This is a genomic window from Mesorhizobium sp. WSM4935 (assembly GCF_029625735.1).
GTDB lineage: Bacteria > Pseudomonadota > Alphaproteobacteria > Rhizobiales > Rhizobiaceae > Mesorhizobium.
Genome location: NZ_JARTVR010000015.1, coordinates 83,666 through 98,377 on the forward strand (window position 1 = coordinate 83,666; position 14,712 = coordinate 98,377).

The following is a 14,712-nucleotide window of genomic DNA, read 5'->3' on the forward strand; positions in this document are numbered from 1 at the left end:
TCTTCCTTCTCCCCGTTCCACGTTCCACGGGGAGAAGGAAAGAGCTAATTACCCTCGCCACAGCCCTTCCTTCCTCAGATCATCCATGGTCCGCGAGATACCCTCGCGCAGGATCGCCACCATGTCGTCGACCTGCTCGCGGCTGATGATCAGCGGCGGCGACATCACGCACATATTGATCAGCGGCCGCACCAGAAGGCCGAGTTGGTGGCAATGCGCGTCGATGCGTTTTCCGACATCCTTGTCGAGCTGCAGCGGATCTTTGCTCTCGCGATCGGCCACGCATTCGACGCAAGCCATCAGGCCGACGCCGCGCACTTCGCCGACCAGCGGCAGCTCTTCCAGCGTCTTCAGTTTTGCCTGGAAATAGGGTGCGATCTCGCGCGTGTGGGCAAGCACGCCCTCTTCCAGCAGGTCGAGATTCTTCAGCGCCACCGCGCAGCCGATCGGATGGCTGGTGTAGGTAAGGCCGTGACCGAACAGCGCGTCGGGATGATTGGAGCGGCGCAGCTCTTCGAGCAGCCGCTCGGAGATGATGACGCCGCCGAGCGGGAAATAGCCCGACGTGACGCCCTTGGCGAAGGTGATCATGTCCGGATCGATGCCGAACACGTCGCCGGAGGCGAAGACATGGCCGAGCCGCCCAAAGCCGGTCACCACCTCGTCCGAGACATAGAGGATGTCGTTCTCGCGGCAGATCTCGCGGATGCGCTTCAGGTACCCGTCCGGCGGCACGACGACGCCTCCTGAAGCCTGCACCGGCTCGCCGACAAAGGCGCCGATGCGCTCCGCGCCGATACGCGCGACGGTGCCGCGGAACTGGTCGACGAGGAAATCGGTGAAGGCGGCGATGCTCATCTCCTTCGGCCGCCGGAACGGATCGGGCGAGGACAGCTTCACCACCAGATCGTCGGCGCCGTCCATCCAGTCGCGGTCGCGCGGGCGGCCGTTGAGCGAGGCCGAGAGATAGGTCGAGCCATGATAGGCGCCGCCGCGGCTCAGGATCAGCTTCTTCTCCGGCCGACCGCGGACGTTGTTGTAGAACTGCATGAAGCGCAGCGCCGTCTCCACCGCCGACGAGCCGCCGGTGGTGAAGAAGGTGTAATTGAGGTCGCCGGGTGCGGCATCGGCGATGCGCCGGGCAAGCTCGGCCGAAGGCGCATTCATCGTATACCAGGGCGTGTTGTAGGAGAGCGCCATTGCCTGGTCGTACATGACCTTGGCCAGTTCCTCGCGGCGATGGCCGACATTGATGCACCACATGCCGGCCGGCCCGTCGATCAGCCGCTTGCCGGAGCCGTCGGTGATGTAGATGCCGTCGCCCTCGCCGATCAGCGCGCGGGCCTCGTTGCCGACCGAGCCGGCATAGGGCCAGGGCTGTACGAGATGACGCTTGGCGAGCTCGACCGCGTCGTCATCGTCGGCGTCGATGAGTTCGCTTGCCTTGATCTTGCTTTGAGCCGCCATTTTCGCCTCGCATTGCCAGATTGTCGAATTCTTGTCGGGTATCAAACGACGCGGAAAACCATGGAAATTCGGCCTTTCCTCACTTCATTTTGAATATCCGTTCAATCAATATCGCAGAAATAGCGCTTGATTTCAATCGGCGGATACGCTCATGATGAAAGAAAGCCGGCAAGCCAGGAGCGATCGCGCTCCAGACATAATTCGGGAACAGGCGGCCGGCGCCACGAATGGGAAGACCGCATGGCGGGACAGTCCGAGCCAGCTACCGAAATCACGCCCGGAGCGCTGCAATGACGGTTGCCGCGGAAGGGTCGCCCCCGTTGCGCATGGCGCGATCGAGACGAAGTTCCCTTCTGCAATCGGAAGCCGTCCAGGGCTTTGCCCTGATCAGTCCCACCTTCGTCTATGCCCTTATTCTGCTTGTCCTGCCGATCCTGGTCGTCATCGCCCATTCCTTCTGGACGCAGGACTATCTCACCATCGACCACACCTTCACGCTGGAGAACTACCGGATCGCGCTGACTGAGCCGATCTATCGCGACCTGCTCTGGCGCTCGCTCTATATCTCGCTGACGGTCAGCCTGCTCACCGTGGCGCTTGCCTACCCGATCGCCTATTTCATTTCCTTCCATGGCGGCCGGCATAAGAGCCTGTGGCTGTTCCTCATCACCATCCCGTTCTGGACGAGCTACCTGCTGCGCGTGATGTCGTGGAAGGTGATCCTCGGCTACAACGGCGTGCTCAATTCCGGCCTAATGGGCCTCGGCATCATCGACGAGCCCTCGACGGCGCTCCTCTACAATTCCAGCGCCGTCATCATCACGCTCACCCATGCCTGGGCGACTTTCGCCATCCTGCCGATCTTCGTTTCGCTGGAGAAGGTCGACCGCACCCTGGTCGAAGCCGCGACCGACCTCGGCGACGGGCCGCTGCGCTCCTTTCTGCGCGTGACGTTGCCGCTCTCGGCGCCCGGCATCATCTCGGCGGCGCTCATCGTCATGATCCCCACCGTCGGCGACTATGTCACGCCGAAGCTGGTGGGCGGCAAGGACGGCGTCATGATCGCCAATGCCATCCAGGCGCAGTTCGGCAAGGCGTCGAACTGGCCGCTGGGTGCCGCGCTCTCCGTCACCACCATGATCATCGTCTCGCTGATGGCCGGCGCCACCGTGCTGGTTATTCGCGCCCTGCAGAGGCTGGCGCGATGACGGCGATAAGACGCTTGCTGCCCGGCTGGCTGTCGAGCTACGCCGTCCTCTATCTGCTGTTCCTATATCTGCCGGTGATCTTCCTGCCGATCTTCTCGATCAACACGGCGGCGACGCCCAAATTTCCGCTCTCTGGCGTCACGCTGCACTGGTACGAGGACCTGCCGCACACGCCGGCGCTGATCGACGCCACCTGGAACAGCCTGATGGTCGGGGTCTCCGCCTCGATCCTGTCGACGGTGCTGGGCATCCTCGCCGCCCGCTCGATCACCCGCTACCGCTATCCGGGCCGCCGAGCCATCAACGGCCTGATCATGGCGCCGCTGGTGTTGCCCGAAGTGATCGTCGCCATCTCCATGCTTTTGGTCATGCTGCAGCTGGGCCTCAGCCTGTCGCTCTTCACCGTCGTGCTCGGCCATGTGCTGGTCTGCATCCCCTATTCGATGACCGTGCTGACCTCCGGCTTCGAAGGCTTCGACCGCAGTCTCGAGGAAGCCTCCGCCGACCTGGGCGAATCTGCCTTCGGCACTTTCCGGCGGGTGACGCTGCCGATGGTTGCGCCGGCGATCATCTCCAGCCTGCTCGTCTGCTTCACCATTTCGCTGGACGAATTCATCATCGCCTTTTTCCTCACCGGAACCGAGGCGACGCTGCCGATCTACATCTGGGGCCAGTTGCGCTTCGCGGCCAAACTCCCCGGCGTGCTGGCGCTCGGCACCTTGCTGCTCCTCGCGTCCTTCGTGCTGATGACGATGGCCGAAATCCTGCGCCGCCGCGCGGCGAGACGCACCCAGAACGAGGGAGGCCTCCATGCTTGAGCGGGTCCAATCCCAATCGGATCGAACCATCATCGAGATCCGCGACGTCACCCGCAGCTACGGATCGTTCAAGGCGCTGGACAACGCCTCGCTGGCGATCCGTGAGGGCGAATTCTTCTCGCTGCTCGGGCCTTCCGGCTGCGGCAAGACTACGCTGTTGCGCATGATCGCCGGCTTCGACGCGCCGACCAGCGGCTCCATCGCCGTCGACGGCCAGCCGATGGACGGCATCCCCGCCAACCGTCGGCCGACCAACATGGTCTTCCAGAGCTATGCGATCTTTCCGCATCTCAATGTGGAGCAGAATGTCGCCTATGGGCTGAAGCGGCTGAAGCTCGACGCCGGCGAGGAGAGGCGCCGCGTCGAGGAAGCGCTGGTGCAGGTCTCACTCACCGGCCTCGGCAAGCGCCGCGCCACGGAGCTTTCCGGCGGCCAGCGCCAACGCGTGGCTCTAGCCCGGGCGCTGGTTATGCGGCCCAAGGTGCTGCTGCTCGACGAGCCGCTCTCGGCGCTCGACAAAAAGCTGCGCGAGCAGATGCAGGTCGAGTTGCGCCGCCTGCAGCAGGCCGTCGGCATCACCTTCGTGCTGGTCACGCACGACCAGTACGAGGCTCTGGCGATGTCGGACCGCATTGCGGTGATGTTCGGCGGCCGCATCGCGCAGGTCGCCTCGCCGAAGGAAATCTACCAGCGCCCGGTCAACCGCCAAGTCGCCGATTTCCTCGGCGGCATGAATTTCGTCAAGGCCGAAATCGTCGAGGAGAATGGCACTTCGCTGGTGCTCGACACGCTTGGCTTCGGCCGCGTCAGGACCGACAAGCCGAAGGCTTTCGTGCGCAATGGCGGCGCGGCGACGCTTGGCATCCGGCCCGAGCGCCTGCGCGTTTTGTGGGACAATGCGACGGCCAAATTCGAGGTCGCCGGCAAGGTCGTCGAGCGCCACTATTTCGGCGAGATCACGCATCTGATCGTCGAGATACCAGGGCTCGAAAAGCCGCTCTCCGTGACCGAGACCAACGATTTCGGCGCCGACGACATTCCGGTCGGCGCGCCGATCCGCCTCGCCTACGACCCCGAGGCGCTGGTGGCGATGGCCGACTGAATCTTTGCGGCAGCGATGCGGCCGGCGACGATCGCGCCCTCGACATAACCCGGGAAAGACGGCGACATTTCCGAAGCGGCGAAATAGACCGGCGGCGCGCCGGCGAGGATCACGCGCTCGGCATCGCGCGCCGTCACATCGACAATGAGGTCGCTATAGGCGCCGCCGCTCCAGCGGTCATGCGTCCAGTCGCGCGCGCTGAAATCGACGATGTCGGCGGCCTGCGGGCCGAGTGCCTGGACGAGCCTCGCGGTGATTTCCGCCTGCAATGCCGCCTCGCCGAGCGGATGCCAGCGCAATGCGAGCGGCCCGCCGACAAAGACCACAAGCGCGGCATGGTCGATATCCTTGCTGGCGTCGCAGGCAAACAGCCCCGCCTGATCGCGCCACATCACCATGCCGCACAGGCCTCGTTCGCGCCAGAACGGCGTTGCGTAGCGCACCAGGATCTTGATCACCGCGCCGCTTTTCCAGACGCCGAGCGCGCTTCCGAGTTCCGCCGGCAAAGCCGGCGCGAAACTGAGCTTCGCGGCCGTCGCCGGCGGCAGTGCGATCAGGACCTCGCGCGCTTCGATCGTGGTCGCGCCGGTGCTGACGCGAACGCCTTGCGGGGCGCGCTCGACACGCGTCACCGCTTCGTTCAGGCGCAGCCGGTCGCCGAGCTCGGCGGCAAGATCGTCGGCCAGCGATTGCATGGTATCGCCCAGAAAATACTGCAGCTCGAACACCTCGTTGGTGATGCGGCGATCATTGTCGATCAGGTACCAGAGCGGCACCTTGTCCGCCGCCAGGCACCACAGACCCTCGACCAGCGAGCGGAAAGCGGCCTTGGCATCGGGCTCATCGTGCTGGCGTTCCAGCCAGTCGGCGACGGTCAACCCGGCAATCGCCGGGTCGTCCGGATTAATCCGGTTCATGCGCTCGCGGATCGCCAGCGAGACATGATAGGTCCGCTCCGCCCGCGCCGGCGTCATTGACGGATAGGTGATGAATTCGCCCTCGACATAGGTCTCGACAAAGCTCTTGCCGTAGGCCTTGGCCAGCGCCATCACTTCGGGCATGTCCACACATAGAAACTGGCCGCCGCTGTCGATACGCTCGCCGAGCCCATTGCGGACAGCCTCCACCCTGCCGCCGACGCGATCGCGTGCCTCAAGGACAAGGAAATCGACGCCGGCGCGCTGAAGGTCGAGCGCGGCGCATAACCCGGTAAAGCCGGCGCCGACGATGACGACGTCGGTTCTTTCAACGCTGCTCTTCAATAGCCGGCCTTGATCTTCTCGAACTCGGCGATCATCTTCAACTTCAGCTCCGAAGGCAGCGGCTGCTGGAACAGCGTCTTGTCGACCCACTTTTCCACACTGTCGTAGCCCTTTTCCTTCAGGATCGCCGGGTCGACGCCGGCCATGCCCTTGGCATTGGCCTGGCCGTAGCCCCAGTCCTTGACCAGCGTCTTGGCGACCTCGGGATCGTTGACGGCGTTGAGATAGTCATAGGCCTTGTCGATGTTGCCCGGCGCGTCCTTGAACAGCACGTAACCGCAGACCCAGGTCGACATGCCCTCGTCGGTGTCCTTCTTGGATTTGATCGGCACACCGGCCTTGACGGACTGCACCGTCGCGTCGTTCCAGGCCCAGGCGAGGTCGACTTCGCCGCCGCTGAGCAGTTGCACGATATCGGTGGTGTCGGTCCAGTAGGAACGCACATTCTTGTGCACCTGGCGCAGGAAATCGGATGCCTGCTTGAACTGGTCGTCCGTCATCTTGGTCCAATCCTTGAGCCCGATGGCGAGGCTGGCCAGAGCATAGGCGTCGTCGACATTGTCGCCGATCGAAACCCTGCCCTTATATTTCGGATCGGCGAATGCTTTCAGCGACTGGACGTCCTTTTCGGCGATCTTATCGGAATTGTAGGTGAGCTGGGTATCGCCCCAGTCCCAGGGCATGAACCAGGCCTTGCCATCGGACGTCGTGGCGAGATCCTTCATCGCCATGATGCCGGGATTGAGGTCCTTCCAGCCGGTGATCTTCGAGGTGTCGAGCGGCTGCAGCAGCCCCGCCTCACGCCACTTCACGACGCTCTGCGAGCAGGGATGGCCGAGATCGGATTTGAAGCCGGAGCGGATCTTTTCGAACGCCTCGTCCTCGTCGCCGAAGAAGGCGAAGGTCGGCGAATCGCCGTTCTTCTCGACATATTTGCCATGGAAGCTCGGATCCTCGTAGCCGGACCAGTCGAACACGATCAGGTCCTTGTCGGCGGCGACGGCGAACGCGGCCGCCGAAGCCACGATCGCGCTCCCAAGCGCCAAGGTCAGTGTCAGGCGTCGGCTGAATTTCCTCATGCTGTTCCATCCTCTTTTGTTTTTGCCGGTCTTGTTGGCCGGCTGTTGCTAATCCCGGCTTTTGCTAGCCCCAGTTCTCGCTAACCATAGTGTTTGGGGAAGGCGGCGGCCAAAAACGCATTCGCGGCCTGCAATGCGGTCTCTCGCGTGGTGTCCTCGGTTCCCATCATCAGCCGCAGCCACAGGCCCTCGAGCATGGCGCTGAGCGCCAGGGCGATGGCCTGAGGGTCGTAGGTGTAGCCGCCGCTCTCTTTGAGCGTCGTGCAAAGATCGATGAAGACCTGCTGGTAATAGGCGTCGCGCGAGCTGCTCAGCGCCTGGTAGGTCGGCCGCGACTTGGCCTCGCCCCAGAAGGCGAGCCAAGCGGCGAGCTTGCGCTTGTTGCAGATCGAGCGGTCGAAATCGGCCCACACCAGCTGCTGCAGCTGTCGCGCCGGATCGTCGCCCGCCTTCTGCAGGGCGGTGCGCCAATGCGCCGAGTACTCGTCATACATATGCTGCAGCGTGGCGATGAGCAGCTTTTCCTTGCTCTCGAAATGGAAGTTGACGATGCCGCGCGACAGGCCCGCGCCGTCGGCCACGTCAGCCATCGTCGTTTCGGCATAGCCGCGCTTGGCAAGTGAATCGATCGTCGCCTCGATCAGCTGCAGCTGCCTGACCTCTTTCGAAGCCTTGCGGCCGCGCTTGTCGGCATCGCCCTTTCGCGCCGTTTCGGGGAGAGCATCGCTCGCCTCTGCAGTCTTCATGGGTGTGACGGTCTCCAGCATCGCCGGCTATCCGACCGGCTTCCAACCGCGCAGATGAGTGGGGCGGTGCTCGCCACTGTCAAGCACCTTCTGCATCGCCTCCCAGGTCTTGATGTTCTTGTCGACATAGGCCGCACCGACCGCTGCCACGGCCTGCGCGTAGAGCGGCCCCTTGAGCCGCGAAAGCTCTTGGCGCGCGACCTCCCGATACCATGGGTTGCGGTCGCGCACCGTAATATCGTTAAAGCCGGCGCGCCGCATCGCCTCGGCATAGCGCGCCGGTGAGGCCATGGCGAAGGAGAGCCCTTCGGCCGCGATATAGGCCTTCATCTGAGGCGACGGCTCGCCGTCATGCCCGATCATCCAGTTCGACGCGGCAAACACCCCGCCCGGCTTCAGTACACGAAAGATCTCGGCGAACAGCGCGTCCTTGTCCGGCACATGCAGCAGCGCGTCCTTGGAGAAGACGACGTCGAAGGAAGCGTCCGCGAAAGGCAATGGCCCCGGCGGCGCCTGGACGAAGCAGACGCGGTCATCGAGGCCGTGCCTGATCGCCCCTCGCCTCGCCGCCTCGATCACCGGCTTTTCGACGTCGAAGCCGGTGGCTCGAGCCGCGCCATGCGCTGCCGCCAGATGCAGCGTGACGCCGCCGGCGCCACAGCCGACATCGAGGATCGTCTTGCCCCTGAGCGAGAGGCCTTCGACCACGCGGTCGACCTCGTCCGGACCGCCCGGCGACAGATAGCCCTCGCCCCACAGCGCTTCGAGGAAGCGGATGGCGGTGTCGTCATATTCCGGCTCGGCGTCAGCCGTTTCGATCATCGGATCTTCAACCCCAAATGCCGATGTGGGCCAGTCCAGAAATCAAGACAAAGCCTAGCGCATCAACAGGAAAACGCAACATCATTTGTTGAACATTCATTCAAAATGACTGGACAAAAAACTGTGATCCATGTCAAATTCGGGCAATCAGGGAACAAAACGCACCGGGCAATTCCAGGAAAAGCGTGAAGCGGTTTCCGTCCCGGAATTGCTAAAAACAAGAAGATAGGGCAACCGGATGGAGGTTCTGCGCGCATGAAGGCATGGGACGCGATCGTCATCGGCGGCGGCCATAACGGCCTGGTCAACGCCTGTTATCTGCAGCGCGCCGGACTGGACGTGCTGGTGGTCGAGAAGAACGACTGGGTAGGCGGCGCCGCCACCAGCCGCGAGCTGACCCCGGGCTTCCTCTATTCCAACTGCTCCTATGTCTGCTCGCTGTTCCGGCCCGAGATCATGCGCGACCTGGAACTGCCCCGCTTCGGCCTGCAGGTGATCTCCTATGAAGGCGGCGCGGTGTTCACGCGCGACGGCGACTATCTCGCCAACTACCGCGATCACGACGCGCATCGCCGCGAGTTCGCCCGTTTTTCGAAGCGCGACGCCGAAGCCTATGACCGCTATTCGCGCGACGTCACGAGGCAGTGCCGCTTCATTCAGCCGCTCCTGATGCGCACCGCGCCCGACCCGACCAGCTTCAGGCCGCGCGACCTCGGCGAGCTGCTCTATCTCGGCAAGAAGTTTACCGGTCTCACCGCCGAAGAAATGGCGCTGACCTTGCGCTTCTGGACGATGTCGATCTCGGACTTCCTCGACGAATATTTCGAGACCGACGTCATCAAGGCCAACTTCGCGCTTTCCGGCATCATCGGCACGGCGCTCGGCCCGATGTCGCCCGGGACGGCCTATGTGCTGCTGCATCATTATATGGGGGAGGTCGACGGCTCGGCCGGTGCCTGGGGTTACGCGCGCGGCGGCATGGGCACCATCACCAAGGCGCTGGCCTCCTCCTTCAAAGCTTCAGGCGGCACCATCCGCACCGGCGCCGAGGTCGATCATGTGCTGATCGGGAACGGCAAGGCCAAAGGCGTGGTGCTCGCCGGCGGCGAGGAGATCTACGGCAAGCTCGTCATCTCCAACGCCGACGTCAGGCGCACCTTCCTAAAGCTGGTCGAGGCGAAGGAACTGCCCGACATCTTCCTGAGGCGCGTCAGGAATTTCAAAATCCGCGGCTCGTCCGGCAAGGTCAACATCGCGCTGGATTCGCTCCCCGAATTCCCGGCTCTGCCCAAGGACTCATCGGTCTACCGCGCCGACATGCACTTCACTGATTCCATCGAACGCATGGAGCGCGCCTATGACGATTGGAAGGCCGGGCGCAGGTCGGCCGATCCCTTCCTCGACATGGTGATCCCGACCACGCTCGACCCGACCATGGCGCCTCCCGGCAAGCACTTCATGAGCTGCTTCGTGCAATATGCGCCGCCCAAGATAAATGGCCGCGACTGGACGGACGCCGACCGCGACGGCTTCGCCGAAAGCGTGATTTCCCAGATCGCGCAATATTCGCCCGGCTTCCGCGACCGCATCGTCCACATGGAGGTGCGCACGCCGCGCGAGATCGAGGCCGAGGTCGGCCTGACCGAAGGCAACATCTTCCAGGGCGAGCTCACCTTCGACCAGTTGCTCTTCAACCGCCCGGTGCCGGGCTACGCGCAATACCGCTCGCCGGTCGGCGGGCTCTATATGTGCGGCTCCTCCACCCATCCGGGCGGCGGGGTGATGGGCGCGCCGGGGCGCAACGCCGCCGCCGAGATCCTGCGCGACCTCGCCAAGCCAATCTTGCATATGAGCCCGGCCCATGACGTCATCTGATCTGAACTGGGACACCATCGTCATCGGCGGCGGCCATAACGGCCTTGTCGCCGCCGCGACGCTGGCCAAGTCCGGCCGCAAGGTGCTGCTGCTCGAGGCCGGCAACGAAATCGGTGGCGCCGCGCGAACCGAGGAGTTCGCGCCGGGCTTTCGCGTTTCCGCTGTCGCCCATCTGCTCAACCGCCTTCATCCCGATGTGGTGAAGACGCTGGAGCTGGAACATCACGGGCTGAGGATCGAGCGCGGCGATTTCGTGCCGTCGGTGGCGCTGTCGAAGGACGGTCCGCTGGTGCTGCACGGCGCCTATGGCGAGGTGCTGACGGGCGCCAGCGCATCTGAACAGTCCGCCTGGAAGGAGCTTCGCGCGCAGCTGCTGCGCTATGCCGGCGTCTTGAAACCTTTCCTGTCGCGCCGGCCGCCGGACCTCGGCAACATCTCGCTCGCCGAGATGATGGGGCTTGGCCAGACCGCGCTGGCGCTGAAGCGGCTCGGCAAGGAAGACATGCGCGATTTCCTGCGCGTTCTTCTGATGAACGTCTACGACCTGCTCGACGAGCAGCTTTCGGACGACCGGCTGAAGGGCCTGCTCGCCTTCGACGCGACGCTCGGCTCGCATCTTGGGCCGCGTTCGCCGACCTCGCTGCTTGGCCTCTACTATCGGCTTGCCGGCGAGATCGGCGGTCTTGCAGGGGCGCAGATGCAGCCGAAAGGCGGCATGGGCGCCGTCGTCGCCGCCATCCGCGCGGCGGCGGAAAAAGCCGGCGTTTCGATACGCCCGGCATCGCCGGTCGCCAGGGTCATCGTCGAGAAAGGCCGCGCCGCCGGTGTCGTCACGCAGAGCGGCGAGACGCTGCGCGCCAGAACCGTCGTTTCCGCCATCAACCCGGCGACCACGATCCTCGATCTCGTCGGACCGCGCGAGGTCGATACCGGCTTCGTGCGCAAGGTGAAGAATATCCGTATGAAAGGCGATGCGGCCAAGCTCCATCTTGCGCTCGACCGGCCGCCGCAATTCACCGGCCTCGATACAGCCGGCCACAAGGGCCGCCTCGTCATCGCCCCTTCGCCTGACCATGTCGAGCGCGCTTTCAACCCGTCGAAATATGGCGAGTTCTCGCCCGAGCCGGTGATGGAGATCACGCTGCCCAGCCTCGTCGATCCATCGCTCGCGCCCTCCGGCGCCTGCGTGCTGTCGGCGGTGGTGCAATACGCGCCCTATGCGCTGAGAGAGGGCTGGACCGCCGGCAAGCCGCGCTTCCTCGGGGCGGTTATGGCGCAGCTCGAAGCCCATGCGCCGGGGATCGGCGCAACGGTCCGCCACGCCGAGCTTTTGACGCCCGCCGACATCGAGGCGCGCTACCGCATGCCCGGCGGCCACTGGCACCACGGTGAATTGCAAGCCGACCAGATGCTGATGTCGCGGCCGGTCTCCGGCTGGTCGGGCTACCACACGCCGCTCGAAGGTCTGTTCCTTGCCGGCGCCGGCTCGCATCCGGGCGGCGGTATCTCCGGCGCGCCCGGCCTCAACGCCGCACGCCGCATCATCGCGATGAGGGCATGAGGATGATTTCGCTATTCACAAACGCAGCGCTCTACGGCGAAGGAACGCCGTCATGAACCATCATCCCACCATAAAGCCGTCAACCGACGCCCGCGCCCTCGCCCAATCGCATTTCCGCACGCTCAGGCCCGGCACACCCTTCCAGCCGCGCATCGACGCGCTGGGACTGAAGCAGGATTGGTACAATTGGGCCGGCTACCGCGCACCGCATTCGCTGTGGGACGAGGAGCTGGAATATTTCGCCATCCGCAGCCAGGCAGCACTCTTCGACATCTCGCCGATGACCAAGTACCGGATCGAGGGGCCGGACGCCGAGGCCTATCTCGACCGCCTCACGCTGCGCGACGTGACCAGGCTTAAACCCGGCCGCGTCCATTACACCGCCTGGTGCGACGATGAGGGCTTCGTGCTCGACGACGGCACGTTGTTCCGGCTCTCGCCGACCCGCTTCCGGCTGTGCTCGCAGGAGCGGCATCTGCCCTGGCTGCTGGACAGCGCGATCGGCTATGAGGTGAGCGTAGCGGAAGAAACCGAAGCGGTCGCCGGCCTGGCGCTGCAAGGCCCGACGTCCTTCGCCGTCCTGCGCGACGCGGGCTTTGCCGGCGTCGAGCGGCTGAAGGTCTTCGACCTCGCCGAATTCGCGCATGACGGCGGAACCGTCACGATTTCCCGCACCGGCTTCACCGGTGATCTCGGCTACGAATTGTTCGTGCCGGCGGACAAGGCGCTGAGCCTGTGGGACCGGCTGATGGCGGCGGGCGAGCTGCGCGGCATCCGCGCCATCGGCTATACGGCGCTGAACCGCGCCCGGCTGGAAGCTGGGCTGATCGTCGCCAATGCCGACTTCACCACGTCCGAGCACGCCATCCGGGCCGACCGCCTGCGCATGCCCGACGAGATCGGCCTCGGCTTCATGATCGATCCCGACAAGGGACATTTCAACGGCCGCCGCGCCATCCTCGAAGCCCGGTCGAAAAAGAAGCTGCGCCACGTGCTGGTCGGGCTGGAGATCGAAGGCAACATCCCGGCCGAGCATGCCATCGTCTACTACAAGAAGAGCCAGGAGGTCGGGCTGGTGAGCGCGGCGATGTGGTCGCCCATGGCCAAGCGCAACATAGCTCTCGCCTCGCTGCAGCGACCCTATGGCGACACGATCGTCGACGACCTCTGGGTCGAGATTTACGCCAGGCGCGAGCTGCAGTACCAGAAGCTGATGAAGAAGGCTAAGGTGGTGCCGCGGCCCTTCATCAAGCTCGACCGCCGCACAGCCAACCCGCCAGCGGATTTCTGACATGACAAGCGAGGCGGAAGACCTGGAGGCGGAAGCCGCCGAGCAATGGCGGCTCGTCAACACGCCGCTCGGCGAGATGTGGTCCGGCCGCACCCGCTACGCGGCGGCCATGTTCTTCTTCAAACGCGGCGAGATGAATGCCGAGACGCTCGAGGTCTATCGCATCTGCGCCCGGCTCGACCACGAGGACCCTCTGTCGATCATCCGCGACCGCGGCGTCGGCAAGGACTGGCTGAAGCGCATGGGCTACGGCTGATCGCGCACTAAGACCCTGCCGAGATTCAGGTCAGGCCGAGTGGAAAACAGTGGCTCTCGAGAACCGAAGCGGAGCGTACTTAAAGCACGTGCACCGGAAGCGCAGAGAGCCGCTGTTTGCAGGCCGGCATCACCCGAATATCGACAGGGTCTCAACCTATCGTTCTTTCAAGCACGCTCAGCCAATTCCGATAGGCGATCTTCTCGATCAGCGTGCGCCCGAAACCACGCGCCGCGAGCGCGTCGATCAGCTTGGGCAGGCCGGCGACGTCGCCGATGACGGCCGGGATCATGGCGCCGTCGAAATCGGAGCCAAGGCCGACACCGTCCTCGCCAAGCGCCTGTAAGAGCGAATCGATGTGGCGCACCATGATGTCGAGGCCGGTGTCGGCATTCATGCGGCCATCCTCGCGCAGGAAGCCGGTGGCGAAGTTGAGGCCGACCATGCCGCCCGACTCGCGGATCGCGCCGAGCTGCCAGTCGGTCAGGTTGCGCGAATGACCGCAGATCGCATGCACGTTCGAATGGGTCGCGACCAGCGGCGCGTCGCTCAAGCCCGCGACATCGCGAAAACCCTTCTCGTTGAGATGCGACAGGTCGATCATGATCCTGAGCTGGTTGCAGACCTTGATCAGCGCCTTGCCGGCATCGGTGAGGCCCGGCCCGGTGTCGGGCGAGGACGGAAAGCGGAACGGCACGCCATTGCCGAAGGCGTTGGGACGGCTCCAGACGATGCCCAGCGAACGCAGGCCGGCGGCATGCAGCACGTCGAGCATGGCAAGCCCGGGGTCGATCGCCTCGACGCCTTCGATATGGAACACGGCCGCGATCGAGCCCTTCGCCATCGCATCGCGCACATCGCCGGCGCTGCGGCAGACGGTGAGCGCGCCAGCGCGCTCCAGCCTAAACAGGATCGAAGCCATGCCGATGGTCGAGGTGATCGCCTCGGCCTGCGGCAGCTCCGGCGGCAGCGGCTCGTTGTCGCTCGGTGCCGGCGGCACCGCGCTGCGCTTCGACTTTTCGACCGGTGGCGGAAAGATAGCGAACATGCCGCCGACAAAGCCCCCCTTCCTGGCGCGCGGCAGGTCGATATGCCCGCCCGGCGTCCCCTCGACGAACAGCTTTTCGACATCGGCTTCCTTCGACTGGTAGAGCCGAAGCAGCGTGTCGTTATGTCCGTCGAAAACGGGGATCAGGTCGGTATCGGTCATCGGGGAAGCCATTCA

The 14,712-nt window shown here is 64.3% G+C and carries 13 protein-coding genes; 7 read left to right on the forward strand and 6 right to left on the reverse strand.

What is annotated here, in order from left to right:
• Positions 1–48: 48 nt before the first annotated feature.
• A complete protein-coding gene (locus tag P9273_RS26395; RefSeq protein ID WP_278051409.1) occupies positions 49–1,467 on the reverse strand; it encodes an aminotransferase in 1,419 nt (472 codons plus the stop codon).
• 290 nt (positions 1,468–1,757) lie between these two features.
• Here P9273_RS26395 and P9273_RS26400 point away from each other — a divergent pair, with 290 nt between their 5' ends.
• The 3 genes from P9273_RS26400 to P9273_RS26410 are packed head-to-tail and all read left to right on the forward strand — an operon-like array spanning position 1,758 to position 4,595.
• On the forward strand, positions 1,758–2,675 hold the full coding sequence (locus tag P9273_RS26400) for an ABC transporter permease (protein WP_278051410.1): 918 nt from the start codon (positions 1,758–1,760) through the stop codon (positions 2,673–2,675).
• Positions 2,672–3,493, forward strand: coding sequence for an ABC transporter permease (locus P9273_RS26405; protein WP_278051411.1), 822 nt, complete (start codon positions 2,672–2,674; stop codon positions 3,491–3,493). The genes P9273_RS26400 and P9273_RS26405 overlap by 4 nt, the downstream gene beginning before the upstream one ends.
• Positions 3,494–3,521: 28 nt before the next feature.
• On the forward strand, positions 3,522–4,595 hold the full coding sequence (locus tag P9273_RS26410) for an ABC transporter ATP-binding protein (protein ID WP_278051457.1): 1,074 nt from the start codon (positions 3,522–3,524) through the stop codon (positions 4,593–4,595).
• On the opposite strand, the gene P9273_RS26415 is transcribed toward P9273_RS26410, so the two are convergent.
• The 4 genes from P9273_RS26415 to P9273_RS26430 all read right to left on the reverse strand — a co-directional run bounded on the left by P9273_RS26415 (position 4,559) and on the right by P9273_RS26430 (position 8,504).
• A complete protein-coding gene (locus tag P9273_RS26415) occupies positions 4,559–5,857 on the reverse strand; it encodes a flavin monoamine oxidase family protein (protein WP_278051412.1) in 1,299 nt (432 codons plus the stop codon). The genes P9273_RS26410 and P9273_RS26415 overlap by 37 nt on opposite strands.
• Complete coding sequence (locus tag P9273_RS26420) at positions 5,854–6,936, reverse strand: ABC transporter substrate-binding protein (RefSeq protein ID WP_278051413.1); 1,083 nt, start codon at positions 6,934–6,936, stop codon at positions 5,854–5,856. Before P9273_RS26420 ends, P9273_RS26415 begins: the two co-directional genes overlap by 4 nt.
• Before the next feature lie 80 nt (positions 6,937–7,016).
• Complete coding sequence (gene betI, locus P9273_RS26425; protein WP_278051414.1) at positions 7,017–7,703, reverse strand: transcriptional regulator BetI; 687 nt, start codon at positions 7,701–7,703, stop codon at positions 7,017–7,019.
• 6 nt (positions 7,704–7,709) lie between these two features.
• Positions 7,710–8,504, reverse strand: a complete 795-nt coding sequence (locus P9273_RS26430; RefSeq protein WP_278051415.1) for a class I SAM-dependent methyltransferase — start codon at positions 8,502–8,504, stop codon at positions 7,710–7,712.
• Positions 8,505–8,759: 255 nt separating this feature from the next.
• Between P9273_RS26430 and P9273_RS26435 the strand changes: the two genes are divergently transcribed.
• From P9273_RS26435 to P9273_RS26450, 4 genes are read left to right on the forward strand one after another with little or no spacing between them, the layout of a single operon-like run.
• Positions 8,760–10,379 carry a phytoene desaturase family protein gene (locus P9273_RS26435; RefSeq protein ID WP_278051416.1) on the forward strand — a complete coding sequence of 540 codons (1,620 nt, stop codon included), beginning with the start codon at positions 8,760–8,762 and terminating at the stop codon, positions 10,377–10,379.
• Positions 10,366–11,940, forward strand: a complete 1,575-nt coding sequence (locus P9273_RS26440) for a phytoene desaturase family protein (RefSeq protein WP_278051417.1) — start codon at positions 10,366–10,368, stop codon at positions 11,938–11,940. The genes P9273_RS26435 and P9273_RS26440 overlap by 14 nt, the downstream gene beginning before the upstream one ends.
• Positions 11,941–11,992: 52 nt before the next feature.
• Positions 11,993–13,231, forward strand: coding sequence for an aminomethyltransferase family protein (locus tag P9273_RS26445; RefSeq protein WP_278051418.1), 1,239 nt, complete (start codon positions 11,993–11,995; stop codon positions 13,229–13,231).
• Between the two features lies 1 nt (position 13,232).
• Positions 13,233–13,487 (forward strand): hypothetical protein, encoded by a 255-nt coding sequence (locus tag P9273_RS26450; protein WP_278051419.1) that lies wholly within the window; start codon positions 13,233–13,235, stop codon positions 13,485–13,487.
• 151 nt (positions 13,488–13,638) lie between these two features.
• Here P9273_RS26450 and P9273_RS26455 read toward each other — a convergent pair whose 3' ends face one another.
• On the reverse strand, positions 13,639–14,697 hold the full coding sequence (locus tag P9273_RS26455) for a dipeptidase (protein ID WP_278051420.1): 1,059 nt from the start codon (positions 14,695–14,697) through the stop codon (positions 13,639–13,641).
• Between the last annotated feature and the right edge of the window lie 15 nt (positions 14,698–14,712).

Coding starts and splice junctions, on each gene's coding strand:
- P9273_RS26440 (WP_278051417.1), top strand. CDS start 10,366: ATGACGTCATCTGATCTGAACTGGGACACCATCGTCATCGGCGGCGGC.
- P9273_RS26455 (WP_278051420.1), bottom strand. CDS start 14,697: ATGACCGATACCGACCTGATCCCCGTTTTCGACGGACATAACGACACG.
- P9273_RS26450 (WP_278051419.1), top strand. CDS start 13,233: ATGACAAGCGAGGCGGAAGACCTGGAGGCGGAAGCCGCCGAGCAATGG.
- P9273_RS26420 (WP_278051413.1), bottom strand. CDS start 6,936: ATGAGGAAATTCAGCCGACGCCTGACACTGACCTTGGCGCTTGGGAGC.
- P9273_RS26405 (WP_278051411.1), top strand. CDS start 2,672: ATGACGGCGATAAGACGCTTGCTGCCCGGCTGGCTGTCGAGCTACGCC.
- P9273_RS26430 (WP_278051415.1), bottom strand. CDS start 8,504: ATGATCGAAACGGCTGACGCCGAGCCGGAATATGACGACACCGCCATC.
- P9273_RS26400 (WP_278051410.1), top strand. CDS start 1,758: ATGACGGTTGCCGCGGAAGGGTCGCCCCCGTTGCGCATGGCGCGATCG.
- P9273_RS26395 (WP_278051409.1), bottom strand. CDS start 1,467: ATGGCGGCTCAAAGCAAGATCAAGGCAAGCGAACTCATCGACGCCGAC.
- P9273_RS26435 (WP_278051416.1), top strand. CDS start 8,760: ATGAAGGCATGGGACGCGATCGTCATCGGCGGCGGCCATAACGGCCTG.
- betI (WP_278051414.1), bottom strand. CDS start 7,703: ATGCTGGAGACCGTCACACCCATGAAGACTGCAGAGGCGAGCGATGCT.
- P9273_RS26445 (WP_278051418.1), top strand. CDS start 11,993: ATGAACCATCATCCCACCATAAAGCCGTCAACCGACGCCCGCGCCCTC.